This window comes from Exiguobacterium sp. s56, assembly GCF_018618255.1.
GTDB lineage: Bacteria > Bacillota > Bacilli > Exiguobacteriales > Exiguobacteriaceae > Exiguobacterium > Exiguobacterium chiriqhucha.
The window spans coordinates 100,297-114,236 of the sequence record NZ_JACSLR010000006.1 but is presented as its reverse complement, the minus strand read 5'-3'; the positions used below and the strand labels follow the sequence as shown (position 1 = coordinate 114,236).

The following is a 13,940-nucleotide window of genomic DNA, read 5'->3' as shown; positions in this document are numbered from 1 at the left end:
TACTTCATCCCGATTCTGCTTTTTCTTCATTTACTTAGGCAAGCGACTCTCAATACTGCGATTCGCCCTGTCGCTTGTCCGTATCATCGCCTCGATATAACGCTTCATGTAGCCGAGGTGCTCTTGGTTGTAAGCCCATAGTACATGACCACAACAACCTGTTTGTAGATAGAGCGGCAATCCGAAATGAACATCGATAGCTCCACCGATATATTTTGTACCGTTTTGCTTCATTTGCAGATGACCGCAATGGAAACAGCTCAGGCGTACCTCATTAATCTTCTCCAAAACGTCCGCTCGGCCCCCACATTGTGGACAAATCACAAACATTTGAGACATGAACGTCTCCAGTTCTCGACTCTCTAATAAAAATCGATTGGTCACGACATCGCCCCCTCGTTTCATTATACAAAAAACCAGCGAAGTCGAGCTTCGCTGGTTGTCGAGATGGCATTACTTGTTGGTTTTTTGGAGCACTTTCAACCCTGTACCCATGTCAGACGCGAGCACATAGTTTTGATCGACGTACACGCCCCAGATATTCGCATCGGCCGGCACGTATTTTCCGATTTGTACCGGGTGACTTGGATTCGAAATATCAACAGTTCGAACCCCGCCCGCATAGTGAGACAAGTACAACGTGTTCCCATGTACTTTTGGATCGTGTACCGTTTTACCGAACGTCACTTGTTCAGCCGGATTCTCAGAGATGTCTTCTGTCAAATCCGTCTTGAATTCGCTCAATAGTTTTGGATTCGTTTTGTTTTTAATGTCGAAGATCCGTGTGTATCCGTAAGCTTGTTCGTAGCCTGATTTAACCGGTGCATACACTTCTCTTGTTTCAACGAGTACCGTGCCCGCCTTTTGCAAGTGCCGCCGAGTGCGCCGAGCCTTGTTGATCCGATGCGAACGCTGTGCGTCCTTCGTATGTCACGTTATCTGGGTCTGAAATATCCAAGATGATCGTTCCAAGATCCCAGAACGAGAGAAACGCTGTTTTCCCGTTCTCATCCGCATAGGCGCTATGATTGAAGACCGGTCTCTTCTTGCCATCTGGTGCGTTCCAGTTGTATCCGTCAAAGCTTTCATCGACTTCTGCTAATGAGCGTGGATCGAACTCATATAGCTTCTTCGGTTCCGCCGGGTTGGTGACATCGACGAGTTGGAAGTCCTTCTCTTTACCGTGTGAATAGTAGTCCGCGTAAGGGTTCGAGGCAAGGACCAATACCCGGTCCCCTTGTGTCGTCAAGTAAAGCTCATGTGTGCCTCTCGTTTTCTTCGTCACTTCATAGAAACCCAACTTCTTCGGCTCATACGGGTTCGTCACATCATAAATCAGGAATCCACCTTTAGAATTCGGATTTTTAGAGTCGAGTTGTTGTGCCGATACAACCGCCAAATCTCCTTTGAACGATTTTGTGTTCACCGTCTTCACGATTACTTTTTCCTGCCAAGTCCCAGGAATGTCTTGGTCGGCGAATACAGCGACTTCTTTCGGGTTGGATGGATCTTTCAAGTCAAACACGCGAACCCCGCCGTTTCCTCCACCGGCAGTATTTGTTCCTGTGTATGCGAACCCTTTATGGGCGTACACGTCGGCCGTACTATTTTTTACGCCTTCTCGGATTTCCTTTAATGATACTGCTGCCGTCTCATGTAGATACTTGACGTTCTTGCTTCCTTCCGTCACGGGAACCGAACTGATTTCATCCGAATTGCGCTCCCCTTTCTCAATGATGATGTCCCCAAGCTCGTCATGCGCATATGTAACCGGTAAAGCTGACGAGACCGTTAACCCTGTGACGAGCGCTGCACTTAATAAGAATTTTCCTTTCAAAATAAATTCCCCCTTATATTTTTTTGATAGAAACTCTGTTAGAGGCAGAATACAAAAAAATCCTTCTGAACTCATAAACGAGACAGAAGGATTCCTAAAAATTCCGATTTCCTCTCATCTCTCAGCGTTCGCTGTTAGATTTAGCACCGTTTCCGTACTGGCGATTCAGTACGGATGGTTGCCGGGCTTCATAGGGCTAATTCCCTCCACCTGCTCTTAATAAGAGTATTCATATCAAATTACTTTGTATTATGACGACGTTTCCATGGAATGTCAATATATTTTTCTGCATAATCTTTACAGGTGAAGTTTTCATTCACTCTCGCTCCCGATAATAGTGAACCGGCCGAATCTCGAGCCTCCACCCTAACGCTTCCGCTTCGGGCACTTGGGTCGTCGGATGGATGGAAGCGATTCTGACCGCGTCCTCCATATCCACCGCTTCAATCACGAACGCACTTCCCATGACTTCCTTCGATGCCGTAACAGGCCCATCCGTAATCGAAATCTCCTGTGACTCCCGCTTGAGTTGCTTCATGCTCGCTTCAAGCCCCATGTCCAACAACACTTGTTCACTTGCATATAGCTCCTGTAAGTATGGTTCACACGTCGCCATGATTTGATCGATTTCTAGGTCGGTCTTTTCGTTCATTTTGTCAGCGTTGAAATATCCCGTTACCAAGAACATCATGTGATCTTCTCCTCTCGAATCTACAGTCATGCATCATCTTATCCCATTCCCTATTCCCTGTTTACAGGCATTGCCTACACAAAAAGACGGTCGACATGAAATCATGTCAACCGTCTTTCCTCATCTATTCAGGATTATCCAATCGATCCTTCCATCTCAAACTTGATGAGACGGTTCATTTCGACGGCATATTCCATTGGCAATTCTTTCGTGAACGGCTCGATGAAGCCCATGACGATCATCTCAGTCGCTTCTTCTTCCGAGATTCCACGGCTCATGAGGTAGAAGAGTTGCTCTTCTGACACTTTAGAGACTTTCGCTTCGTGCTCGAGTGAGACTTGGTCGTTCAAGATCTCGTTGTACGGGATCGTGTCCGACGTCGACTCGTTATCCATGATGAGTGTGTCACATTCGATGTTCGAACGTGCACCTTTCGCTTTACGACCGAAGTGGACGATTCCGCGATACGAGACTTTTCCGCCTTGTTTCGAAATCGACTTCGAGACGATTGACGACGACGTGTTCGGTGCGAGGTGAATCATTTTCGCGCCCGCGTCTTGGTGCTGCCCTTTACCGCCGAGAGCGATTGAGAGCGTCATACCGCGTGAGCCTTCACCTTTCAAGATGACGGCCGGGTATTTCATCGTGAGTTTCGAACCGATGTTGCCATCGATCCATTCCATCGATCCACCCGCTTCACAGACAGCACGCTTCGTGACCAAGTTGTAGACGTTGTTCGCCCAGTTCTGGATCGTCGTATAGCGGCAATATGCGTCTTTGTTGACGAAAATCTCAACGACCGCTGAGTGGAGTGAGTTCGTCGTGTAGACCGGTGCTGTACATCCTTCGACGTAATGGACAGAAGCGCCCTCGTCGACGATGATGAGCGTCCGCTCGAACTGACCCATATTCTCCGAGTTGATGCGGAAGTAAGCTTGGAGCGGTTGCTCGAGCTTCACGCCTTTTGGTACGTAGATGAACGAGCCACCTGACCATACAGCCGAGTTGAGCGCCGAGAACTTGTTGTCCGTCGGCGGAATCAATTTTCCGAAGTACTCACGGAAGAGGTCTTCGTTTTCTTTGAGCGCCGTGTCTGTATCTTTGAAGATGACACCTTTCGCTTCAAAGTCTTCTTGCATGCTGTGATAGACAACCTCAGACTCATACTGAGCCGAGACGCCTGCCAAGTATTTTTGCTCCGCTTCTGGGATTCCGAGCTTGTCAAACGTACGTTTGATTTCTTCAGGAACCTCGTCCCACGAGTGCTCTGTCTTTTCAGACGGTTTGACATAATACGTGATCTCATCGAAATCGAGTGCCGTGAGATCGCCGCCCCATGTCGGCATCGGCATTTTGCGGAACTGTTCGAGTGATTTCAAGCGGAACTCGAGCATCCATGCCGGTTCTTCTTTCATGCGCGAGATCGTCTCTACGATTTCATTCGTCAAGCCGCGGCCTGAACGGAAAATCGAGATGTCTCGGTCATGGAAGCCATATTTATAATCGCCAATGTCAGGCATGTTTTTCGCCATATCGGTCTCCTCCTTCTACTTACGCTTCCTCGTCGACTCCCTTTTCAAGCGCTTTCCACGCGAGCGTGGCACACTTGATGCGAGCCGGAAACTTTGAGACGCCAGACAACGCTTCGATGTCGCCTAGGTCGAACGTGTCTGTATCATAGTCTTTTCCTTGGACCATCTCCGAGAAGATGGTGGCCAATTGGAGTGCCTCGTCAACAGACTTGCCCTTCACGATTTGAGTCATCATCGATGCCGACGCGAGACTGATTGAACAGCCTTCACCTTCGAACTTGGCATCTTTCACGATTCCGTCCTCGACTTGGAGTTGGAGTCGGAGTGAATCCCCGCATGTCGGGTTGTTCAAGTCGACCGTCACGCCATCTTCGATGACGCCACGGTTTCTTGGGTTTTTATAATGATCCATGATGACCTGTCGGTACAACATGTCGAGATTGTTAAAACTCATAATTGAAATACTCCTTCGTTTGACGTAGCCCTTCGATGAAGCGGTCGACCTCTTCTTTCGTATTGTACAAGTAGAAGCTCGCTCGGGCTGTCGATGATTGCTTCAGGAGACGCATGAGCGGCTGGGCACAGTGGTGGCCGGCCCGGACCGCGATGCCTTGCATATCCAAGACGGTCGCTAAGTCGTGGGCGTGCACGTCACCTAAATTGAACGTGACGAGTCCGACCCGTTCCTCTGGTCCGTAAATTTCAATGCCTTCAATCGTACGCATCTGTTCGATGGCGTACGTCGCGAGCGCCCGTTCGTGGGCTTCGACGTTCTCGAGACCGAGGTCTTCTAAAAAGTCGATGGCCGCTGCCAAACCGACGGCGCCGGCGATAATCGGCGTCCCTGCTTCGAACCGGTACGGGATGTCTTTCCATGTCGACTCATACAAGTCGACGTAATCGATCATCTCGCCACCGAATTCGACCGGTTCCATGTTTTTGAGCAACTGCTTCTTCCCGTATAAGACACCGATCCCGGTCGGACCGAGCATCTTATGGCCTGAGAAGGCGAGGAAGTCGCAATCGAGTGCTTGCACGTCAAGTTTCCGGTGCGGTGCGCTTTGCGCCGCATCGACGACCATGACCGCGCCTTTTTCATGGGCGAGCTTCGCCACATCGGCGATCGGGTTGATCGTGCCGAGCACGTTCGAGACGTGACTCATGGCGACGATTTTCGTCCGGTCCGACAAGACGGCACGGACCGCGTCGAGCGTGACCCGACCGTCCGGCGTCAATTCGACGTAACGGAGCGTGGCCCCTTTACGCTTGGCGAGCTGTTGCCATGGAATCAAGTTGGCGTGGTGCTCCATCGGTGTGAGGACGATCTCGTCCCCCGCGCCGACATTGGCGTCCCCGTAGCTTGACGCGACGAGGTTAATCGCCGTCGTCGTCCCGCGTGTGAAGATGATTTCTTCTGGGACGGCGGCGTTGATGAATGAACGGACGCGCTCCCGCGCCCCTTCATACGCATCCGTCGCGTGCGTCCCGAGCGTATGGACGCCCCGGTGCACGTTCGAGTGGATGCGGCGATAGTAATCCTCGATCGCCTCGATGACAGCAAGCGGTTTTTGGGAGCTCGCCGCGCTGTCGAGATAGACGAGCGGATGACCGTTGATTTCCTGATCTAAAATCGGGAACTGTTTACGAATCGAGGCATCAATCATCTTAACGTACTTTCCCTTCGATGACTTCACGGAGACGGTCTTTGACCGACTCGATCGCGAGTTGCTCGACGACCGGGTTCAAGAATCCGTGAATGATCAACCGTTCGGCTTCTTTACGTGACAGACCGCGGCTCATCAAGTAGTAGAGCTGTACGTCGTCGACGCGTCCGACCGAAGCGGCGTGACCTGCCATGACGTCGTCCTCATCGATGAGGAGAATCGGGTTCGCATCCCCACGTGCCTTTTCAGACAACATGAGCACACGTTCCGTTTGAACGCCGTTCGATTTCGAAGCGCCATGGTGAATCATCGATGTCCCGCTGAAGATGGCCGTGGCCGAATCTTTTTGGACACCGTGAATCAAAATGAACCCTTCTGAAGACTTCCCGAAATGGTCCGTCCGGATGTTGAAGTTTTGTTTCTGTGCGCCACGACCGATCGTGACCGCTTTCGTGTCTGAGAACGTGTTGTCTCCGACGAGGTGCGTTTTCGTCTCGACGACCGAGTTGCCGTCATTCATGTGACCGAGCGCCCATTCGAGGCGTGCGTTCTCATAGACGACACCGCGGCGGTTCATGAACGATAGAGCCGACTCAGCAAGCTGGTCGACGCCACCGAAGACGACTTTCGCGTTCGCGCCAGCGAACACTTCCGTCACGGCGTTGACCGTGTGCGGCTCGTTCGTGTTCGAGAGGAAGCTCTCGACGTACGTCAATTCACTGCCTTCGTCTGCGACGATGATCGTGTGGTGATAGAGCGCGCCGTTCGCTTGTTCCATCGTGAAGATGGCTTGGAGCGGGTCTTTCAACTGAACGTTCTTCGGTACGTATAAGAACGCACCGCCGTTCATGAGGGCAGCGTTCAACGCAGACAAACGTTCTTCGTCCACGCGGACACCTTCCGTCATGAAGTATTTCTCGACGAGGTCCGGATGTTGTTCCATCGCTTCGTTGATGCCCATGAAGAGGACACCTTCTGGCGTCGCAAGTTCGTTGTAGACGACATGACCGTTGCGTTCAACGAGCACGTTTGTACGGTGGTCTCCAAGAAGTGCTTCGATTTCAGGCGTCAAGCCGTCATGCTTCGTGAGCTCGACGTCTCCAGAGACGAAGTCCCATTTATCAATCTTGATCTTTTCAACTTTTGGCAAGGCGAGAGTCGGCGCAAGTTCTGCTGCTTCTTTGCGACGGTTGACCATCCATGAAGGTCCACCGAGCGCCTCTGCACGTGCCGCTACTGCTTGTGCATCCAATTCAAATTGTACGGTCATCGTACAGCCTCCTTACGCTTCTGTGTCTACTGTCATTCCAAGATCTTGCTTCACCCAGTCGTAACCTTCTGCTTCGAGTCGTTGTGCAAGCTCTTTGCCACCTGACATGACGATTTTTCCGTCCATCATGATGTGAACAAAGTCTGGCTCGATATAGTTGAGGAGACGTTGATAGTGCGTGATGATCAAGCAGCCGAACTCTTCGTTGCGCATTTCGTTGACGCCTTTCGCGACGACTTTGAGCGCATCGATGTCAAGACCTGAGTCAATCTCATCGAGGATGGCGATGTTCGGTTTGATCATCATCATCTGAAGAATCTCGTTACGTTTTTTCTCTCCGCCTGAGAAACCTTCGTTTAAATAGCGGTGTGCCATTGCTGAAGGGATTTCAAGGACGTCCATCTTCGCATCGAGTTCACGGATGAACTTCATGAGCGAGATTTCTTGGCCTTCTTCACGGCGCGAGTTGATTGCTGAACGCAAGAAATCGGCATTCGTGACACCACTGATTTCAGCAGGATACTGCATCGCGAGGAACATTCCGGCTTGCGCGCGCTCGTCGACTTCCATCTCGAGTACGTCTTCACCGTTCAAATCGACGCTTCCGCCTGTTACTTCATACAATGGATGACCCATAAGTGCCGATGCGAGTGTTGATTTACCCGTTCCGTTAGGACCCATGATGGCGTGAATTTCGCCACCTTTAATTTCAAGATTAAGACCTTTGACGATCTCTTTTCCTTCGATTGAGACGCGGAGGTCATCAATTTTCATGTGTGGTACGTTAGACATTCGGATACCCCTTCCGTTTTCTCGCCATTTTTGGCGTAGATTAGATATATTCTAATCTTAATCTAGGCAATTTTTTATTTCAAGCGACTCACCTTATTATTCATTCTCAATAAAACATAAATGTTGAGAATGAGAATATCGGGAAATCAAGACATTATCCAACTTTTTCCTCGGTTAACGCCAAACTTGCTTTCCGTTCTTTCAAGGCGCCGGTGAAGAAGAAGGCGCCACACGCCGTCAATACGGCCAAGCTTCCAAACACTGGCAACGCTGCATTGTCGAATCCATCAAGCAACACTCCTCCGATGACGGGGCCAATCGTCTGACCGAGCGCCGTCAACCCCATCGCCCCGAAATACGTCCCGCGCAGATGGGCCGGTGCCAATTCGTCCGTCAACACGTCCGTCATCGTGAACATGAGCACCTCGCCGACCGTGAAGATGACCATCGCGACGAATAAAATCCACGTCTCGGTCGCGAAGCCGATCAGGAGGAGTCCCGACGACAGCGTGGCGACACCGAAGAAGAGTGACTTGATCGGTGAGACCCGCATCCCGAATCGCATAATCGGATATTGGACGACAAGGACGGTGATCGCATTGACCGTCAATAGATAGGCGAACAAACGCGAGCCGTCACTGAATCCGTCATGGAAAGCGATGAACTGTGGCAACGTCGCATTGAACTGACTATAGCCGATGATGGCAAAAATCATCCCGATGATGACGAAGCGGAACGTCTTATCTTGTTGTAACACACGGAACGTCTCCGTCAAGCGCGGCCGGACTTTGACGCCGTCCCCTTCCTCGAACGGATACTTTCGGAACAGTGTCGAAATGACGAGTCCGTACATCACGTAAACGCCCGTCACGACGAAGAAGGCGCTCTTTGCGCCGGTGAGCGACAAAACGACCGCGAGCAATGGCCCAATCGCCGCCGCGATATTGATTAAAAAGTAGCGGACGTTATAGACGATGACGCGCTGGTCCGGCTGCGTCGTATCGCTGATGAGCGCGCGAGACGCCGGTTCGAGGAACGACCGCGACACACCCATGAGTACCGAAAATATGTAAAACCAAAATAATTCTGTCACGAGCGCGAAGCCGCTGAACGTCAAGGCGTTCAAGACGATGCCGATCAGCATCAACTGTTTGCGCCCGTACCGGTCAGACAGCGTTCCCCCGAAAAAGCTCATGAACAGACCCGATAGCGCCGAGATGGCGAACACCGTCCCGATGACACTCGCCGAGAAACCGAGCGTCGCGAGATAAATCGCAAAAAACGGCATAACAAAAAATGTCGACAGCCGGGCAAAAAATGTGCCAAACAAGACACCCAGCGTCAGCGGATGAATGTGTCGTATGTTCATCCGGATCCCCCCTTTTCCTACATATATGTAGTGTACTTCTATTGGTGAACCAAAACTACTCCAAATAAAAAAGGCCCGGGATAGCCCGGGCCTTGACGAAATTATTGTTTGACCGGTACGACCGCACCTTTGTACTCATCCAAGATCCACTGTTGTGTCTCTTCTGACGTGAGGACTTCAAGGAGTGCTTTGACGCGCTCATCATCTTCGTCGCCTTCACGTGTGACGATCAAGTTGACGTAAGGTGAATCTTCGCCTTCGAGAGCGATTGCGTCTTCGAGTGGGTTGAGGCCGGCATCAATCGCGTAGTTCGTGTTGATCAGGACCGCGTCCCCTTCACCGTTGTTGAACGCTTGCGGGAGAAGTGCCGCTTCGACGTCCGTCTTGAACTCCAAGTTTTTCGGGTTGTCGACGATGTCTGAAACCGTCGCGTCCGTTGTCTTGCCTTCCGCGAGTGTAAGCAAGCCTTCAGATTGAAGCATCGTGAGGATACGTCCGTGGTCAGCGACCGACGAGCTCATGATGATTTCCGCGCCTTCTGGAAGCTCATCGAGTGACGCGTAGTCTTTCGAGTACACACCGATCGGCTCGATGTGAACGCCGCCGGCTGAAGCGAATTTGTAGTCTTTGTTTTCAGCCATTTGCGACTCGAGGTACGGCTCGTGTTGGAAGTAGTTCGCGTCCAACTCCCCGTCTGCGAGCGTCTTGTTCGGGAGGACGTAGTCTTGGAACTTCTTGATTTCGAGCGTATAGCCCTTCTCTTCGTATTCGTCTTGGACGTGCTCTAAAATCTCAGCGTGCGGGACGTTTGATGCGCCGACGACGAGTGTCTTGTCATCGCCTGAACCTGATTCTGAATCCCCACCGCCGCAAGCCGCGAGAATCGTAAGTGCTGAAGCTGCCGTTAAACCGAGTACTGTTTTCCATGATTTCATTATAAAACCCCTCCAAATTTTCTATTTAGATTAAGCAGAACGCTTATCAATTACAGATACGAGTCGATCGCCGATGAACTGAATGACGAAGACGATGACCAAGATTAAGACGGTCGCGACGAACGTGACGTCACTTTGTGAACGCTGGAATCCTTCGAGGAACGCCAAGTTCCCGAGTCCTCCACCGCCGACGACCCCTGCCATCGCCGTGTAACCGACGATCGCGACGATCGTGACCGTGATGCCTGACACGATGGCCGGCAATGCTTCTGGGAACAACACTTTATAGACGATCTGCCATTTTGTCGCACCCATCGACTCAGCCGCCTCGATGACGCCGCGGTCGACTTCGCGAAGCGCGAGCTCGACCATCCGCGCATAGAACGGGGCCGCACCGATGATCAGTGCCGGCAGTGCTGCCGTTGACCCGAGCATCGTCCCGACGACGAGTAACGTGAACGGGATGAGCAAGATAATCAAAATGATGAACGGGATCGACCGGAAGATGTTGACGACCGCGCTGATGACCGTGTAAATCGGACGGTTCTTCATCATGAGCGGCTCGTTTGTGACATATAGGAGCATCCCGAGGGCGAGACCGATGACGAACGTCGCGGCTCCGGCGACGAGCGTCATATAGAGCGTCTCCCACGTCTGTTCTAACATGACTTGCCAATCTACATTAGGAAACATCGCTTTCTACCTCCACTTCCACTGCCTGTGATCGGATTGAGGCGATGGCCCGCTCGACTTCAGCCGGCTCTCCGATCAATTGGATGAATAATGTCCCGAGGGCACCGACTTGTGACTGCGTCACGTTTCCGCCGATGATGTTGAAGCCGATGTCATGCTGCTTCAACACTTCCGACAGAATCGGTTGTTCGGCCGTCTCGTTCAAGAATTTGAGCTTGACGATTTGACCGCTCGGATAACGAGCTTTCAAATGTTCGAACGTGAGCGACATGTCTTCGACCGCGCCGATCTGTTTGACGAACTCTTTCGTGATTGGCTGTTCCGGGTGTTGGAACACGTCGGCGACTTGCCCGGTCTCGACGACCTTTCCGGCCTCCATGACGGCGACACGGTGACAAATCTTTTGGATGACGTGCATCTCATGGGTGATGAGGACGATCGTCAACCCGAGTTTCTTGTTGATGCTGACGAGCAGTTCGAGAATCGAATCCGTCGTCTTCGGGTCGAGTGCGCTCGTCGCTTCATCGCAGAGGAGCACTTCTGGATTCGTAGCGAGCGCACGGGCTATCCCGACTCGCTGCTTTTGGCCGCCCGATAGTTGTGACGGATAGCTGTCTTCTCGTCCGGCGAGGCCGACGAGCTCGACGAGTTCTTGGACGCGGCGTTTGCGCTCGCTCGCCGGTACCCCGATGAGTTCGAGCGGGAAGCTGATATTCTCAGCGACTGTGCGCGACCATAACAAGTTGAAGTGTTGGAACACCATCGAGACGTTTTTACGTACCCCGCGTAGTTCCTTTGGTGTGAGCTTCGTCAGCTCGCTGCCGGCGACCACGATTTCACCGCTTGACGGTGCCTCGAGTCGGTTGAGCAAGCGGATGAGCGTCGACTTCCCCGCACCTGAATATCCGATTATTCCAAAAATTTCGCCGCTTTCGATTGTAAGCGACACATCATCGACCGCCTGGACCCGACCGTTTTTCGTGTCGAACCATTTGGCCACATTGCGTAATTGAATCAATCCATTTCCCTCCTGACAACAAAAAAAGTACGCACGTTTGAGCAAACGTGCGTACTTTATCGTACGGACAACGATTGCTCTCATCTTCCAAGGTTCTCACCTTGCTGGAATTAGCACCATTTCGGATTGCTCCGCGGTTGCTGGGCGTCATAGGGCCAGTCCCTCAGCCTCTCTTGATAAGAGTGGTTGCGTATTCGATTAGCCTTATCATAGCGACATATTATTTTCATGTCAAACTATTTTATGCGAAAAAATAAAAAAGGTGCCATCCGAGGATGACACAGAACGTAGCACCTTGAGTCACTGAAGGACAACCCATAGATGAACCTCTTTTGCCCGATCAGAGCATTCATCCTTATATGGGGGATTTTTACCCAACCATCACTCGGTCTTCGAACGGACCATGCAATTACGCGACCGGTGCCCCGACGCTTGATTTTTTTGGGGGACAATCGAAGGGAAGGTCCACCTGAAATCGCGTAAGCTCATGCAGCGGTTGTTCGAAAACGTCTTGATGACGGGAAAATCTCGTCCTATGTTGTGTTCAAGTAAGATGTTGTAATGAATATATCATTCGTGAACTTTCTGTGTCAACTGATTATTTAAAATTTTCAGATTATTCTAATCATCCTATCTCATTTAACGAAAGATAGGACGTGCTGGACGTTTTGAAACGCGTACAAACGATCGCGAACTTGGCCATTCTCCAGCTTCAATAGCGCCGGGACACTCATAACCTGATATGCCTCGAGCTCGTTCGGGATAAAGTTGGCATCGCGTTTTTCAATCTTCAATTCTGGGTCGACCGCCTCGACGACCGAGAGCATCCGCTCGGCCACGGCGCATGTACCGCACATTGGGGCGTATATATATAAGAATCCGTCTGTCATCATTTTGCTCACCTCTCTTCTAAGTATATGAATCCGGCCCAGTCGGTTCAAAAGTTGTGCTCAAATGGAAAATTCTGAACATTTCAACATTTCTTGTTGACGCTCAGCAGAAAGAGGCATAGTATGGTCATTAACTTTATCACTTTTGTACATAACAGCAAACCAGTAGAAAAGGACAGGTGAATCCCCAATGACGGAAGAGAAGCTTACCGGAAAACAATTTTTAATGAACGTCTTGAACGGCCTCAGTCTTGCCATTCTCATTGCCCTCATCCCGAGCGCTTTGCTCGGTGAATTAACGAAAGCCATCTTGCCGTATTTTCCGTCCTTGCAGTTCATCTTAGATGCGACGACGATTGCGATGCGCCTCTTACCGGTCATCATCGGTGTCGCCGTCGCCATGCAGTTCGGACGCTCGGCGCTCGAGGCCGGGACGATCGGCATCGCGACCCAGGTCGGAAGTGGCGCCATCCGCATCGAGGAAGGAGCGTTCCTCATGGCCGGAATCGGTGACGTCATCACGGCCGGTGTGACGGCCGCTCTCGCGACGTTCCTCGTCATGCAGTTGTCGCCACGCTTGAAGACATACACGGTGCTCGTCTTGCCGATGACGGTCATCGTCGTCGCTGGAGGTATCGGGGCGTTCCTGCTCACATACATCTCACAAATCACGACGTACGTCGGAACGATCATCATGACGATGACGGAACTGCAGCCAATCGTGATGGGCATGTTGATCGCGATGGCGTTCTCGCTCATCATCGTCTCACCAATCTCCACGGTCGGGATTGCCACAGCGATCAGCCTGTCTGGTGTCGCTGCAGGGGCCGCCAACCTTGGCGTCGTCGCTGCCGGCTTCGGTCTCGCCATCGCTGGCTGGCAGATGAACGCGACCGGAACGTCGATCGCCCACTTCCTCGGCTCACCGAAGATTCAAATGGCGAACTTCGTCCGTCGTCCGATCATGATGTTGCCGGTACTCGCCAATGCGGCCATCCTTGGAGCGCTCGCAGGTATCCTTCGGATTGAAGGCACGCCAATCAGTGCCGGATTCGGCGTCTCGGGTCTAATCGGTCCGGTCAACGCCTTGCATTTGATGCCGGGAGGATTCGCGCTCTGGAACGTCATGCTTGTCGTCGTCTTGTTCGGGCTCATCCCAATCGCACTCGGGATTCTGTTCTATCGTTTGTTCAACCGGACGTCGCTCATCGAGCCTGATCATTACCGTCTCGACTTCGATTAATCAAAA

15 protein-coding genes and 2 riboswitches are annotated in these 13,940 nt (G+C 51.6%); of the genes, 1 reads left to right on the top strand and 14 read right to left on the bottom strand.

From position 1 onward, the window contains the following. Nucleotides 1-30: 30 nt before the first annotated feature. The 14 genes from KNP71_RS07920 to KNP71_RS07860 all read right to left on the bottom strand — a co-directional run bounded on the left by KNP71_RS07920 (nucleotide 31) and on the right by KNP71_RS07860 (nucleotide 12,694). Nucleotides 31-384 carry a hypothetical protein gene (locus KNP71_RS07920; protein WP_214826852.1) on the bottom strand — a complete coding sequence of 118 codons (354 nt, stop codon included), beginning with the start codon at nucleotides 382-384 and terminating at the stop codon, nucleotides 31-33. Nucleotides 385-453: 69 nt separating this feature from the next. Continuing rightward, a complete protein-coding gene (locus tag KNP71_RS16010) occupies nucleotides 454-831 on the bottom strand; it encodes an LVIVD repeat-containing protein (RefSeq protein WP_353049141.1) in 378 nt (125 codons plus the stop codon). 10 nt (nucleotides 832-841) lie between these two features. After that, nucleotides 842-1,837: an LVIVD repeat-containing protein gene (locus KNP71_RS07915; protein ID WP_353049140.1), complete on the bottom strand. Its 996-nt coding sequence runs from the start codon at nucleotides 1,835-1,837 to the stop codon at nucleotides 842-844. Between the two features lie 111 nt (nucleotides 1,838-1,948). Further along, a riboswitch (SAM riboswitch) is annotated at nucleotides 1,949-2,063 on the bottom strand. Between the two features lie 90 nt (nucleotides 2,064-2,153). Beyond that, nucleotides 2,154-2,528, bottom strand: coding sequence for a YciI family protein (locus KNP71_RS07910; protein ID WP_058764076.1), 375 nt, complete (start codon nucleotides 2,526-2,528; stop codon nucleotides 2,154-2,156). A gap of 134 nt (nucleotides 2,529-2,662) precedes the next feature. Next, nucleotides 2,663-4,060, bottom strand: a complete 1,398-nt coding sequence (gene sufB, locus KNP71_RS07905) for a Fe-S cluster assembly protein SufB (RefSeq protein WP_029595099.1) — start codon at nucleotides 4,058-4,060, stop codon at nucleotides 2,663-2,665. Between the two features lie 19 nt (nucleotides 4,061-4,079). Then, on the bottom strand, nucleotides 4,080-4,514 hold the full coding sequence (gene sufU / locus KNP71_RS07900; protein ID WP_024372279.1) for a Fe-S cluster assembly sulfur transfer protein SufU: 435 nt from the start codon (nucleotides 4,512-4,514) through the stop codon (nucleotides 4,080-4,082). Beyond that, complete coding sequence (locus KNP71_RS07895; RefSeq protein ID WP_029595097.1) at nucleotides 4,504-5,724, bottom strand: cysteine desulfurase; 1,221 nt, start codon at nucleotides 5,722-5,724, stop codon at nucleotides 4,504-4,506. Before KNP71_RS07895 ends, sufU begins: the two co-directional genes overlap by 11 nt. A gap of 1 nt (nucleotide 5,725) precedes the next feature. Further along, entirely contained in the window at nucleotides 5,726-6,994 is a 1,269-nt protein-coding gene (gene sufD, locus KNP71_RS07890; RefSeq protein WP_021065496.1) for a Fe-S cluster assembly protein SufD, read from the bottom strand. 12 nt (nucleotides 6,995-7,006) lie between these two features. Then, on the bottom strand, nucleotides 7,007-7,768 hold the full coding sequence (sufC, locus tag KNP71_RS07885) for a Fe-S cluster assembly ATPase SufC (RefSeq protein ID WP_087576453.1): 762 nt from the start codon (nucleotides 7,766-7,768) through the stop codon (nucleotides 7,007-7,009). Nucleotides 7,769-7,940: 172 nt separating this feature from the next. Next, the gene (locus KNP71_RS07880; protein WP_021065494.1) at nucleotides 7,941-9,155 is read right to left on the bottom strand and encodes an MDR family MFS transporter; all 1,215 of its coding nucleotides are present in this window, start codon (nucleotides 9,153-9,155) and stop codon (nucleotides 7,941-7,943) included. A gap of 101 nt (nucleotides 9,156-9,256) precedes the next feature. Then, on the bottom strand, nucleotides 9,257-10,090 hold the full coding sequence (locus KNP71_RS07875; protein ID WP_029595094.1) for a MetQ/NlpA family ABC transporter substrate-binding protein: 834 nt from the start codon (nucleotides 10,088-10,090) through the stop codon (nucleotides 9,257-9,259). Nucleotides 10,091-10,120: 30 nt separating this feature from the next. After that, complete coding sequence (locus KNP71_RS07870) at nucleotides 10,121-10,783, bottom strand: methionine ABC transporter permease (RefSeq protein WP_021065492.1); 663 nt, start codon at nucleotides 10,781-10,783, stop codon at nucleotides 10,121-10,123. Continuing rightward, nucleotides 10,773-11,801: a methionine ABC transporter ATP-binding protein gene (locus KNP71_RS07865; protein ID WP_021065491.1), complete on the bottom strand. Its 1,029-nt coding sequence runs from the start codon at nucleotides 11,799-11,801 to the stop codon at nucleotides 10,773-10,775. Before KNP71_RS07865 ends, KNP71_RS07870 begins: the two co-directional genes overlap by 11 nt. Nucleotides 11,802-11,878: 77 nt before the next feature. Beyond that, nucleotides 11,879-11,984: riboswitch (SAM riboswitch) on the bottom strand. A gap of 452 nt (nucleotides 11,985-12,436) precedes the next feature. Next, on the bottom strand, nucleotides 12,437-12,694 hold the full coding sequence (locus KNP71_RS07860) for a thioredoxin family protein (protein WP_021065490.1): 258 nt from the start codon (nucleotides 12,692-12,694) through the stop codon (nucleotides 12,437-12,439). Nucleotides 12,695-12,881: 187 nt separating this feature from the next. Here KNP71_RS07860 and KNP71_RS07855 point away from each other — a divergent pair, with 187 nt between their 5' ends. Beyond that, nucleotides 12,882-13,934: a PTS sugar transporter subunit IIC gene (locus KNP71_RS07855; protein ID WP_029595091.1), complete on the top strand. Its 1,053-nt coding sequence runs from the start codon at nucleotides 12,882-12,884 to the stop codon at nucleotides 13,932-13,934. Nucleotides 13,935-13,940 lie beyond the last annotated feature (6 nt).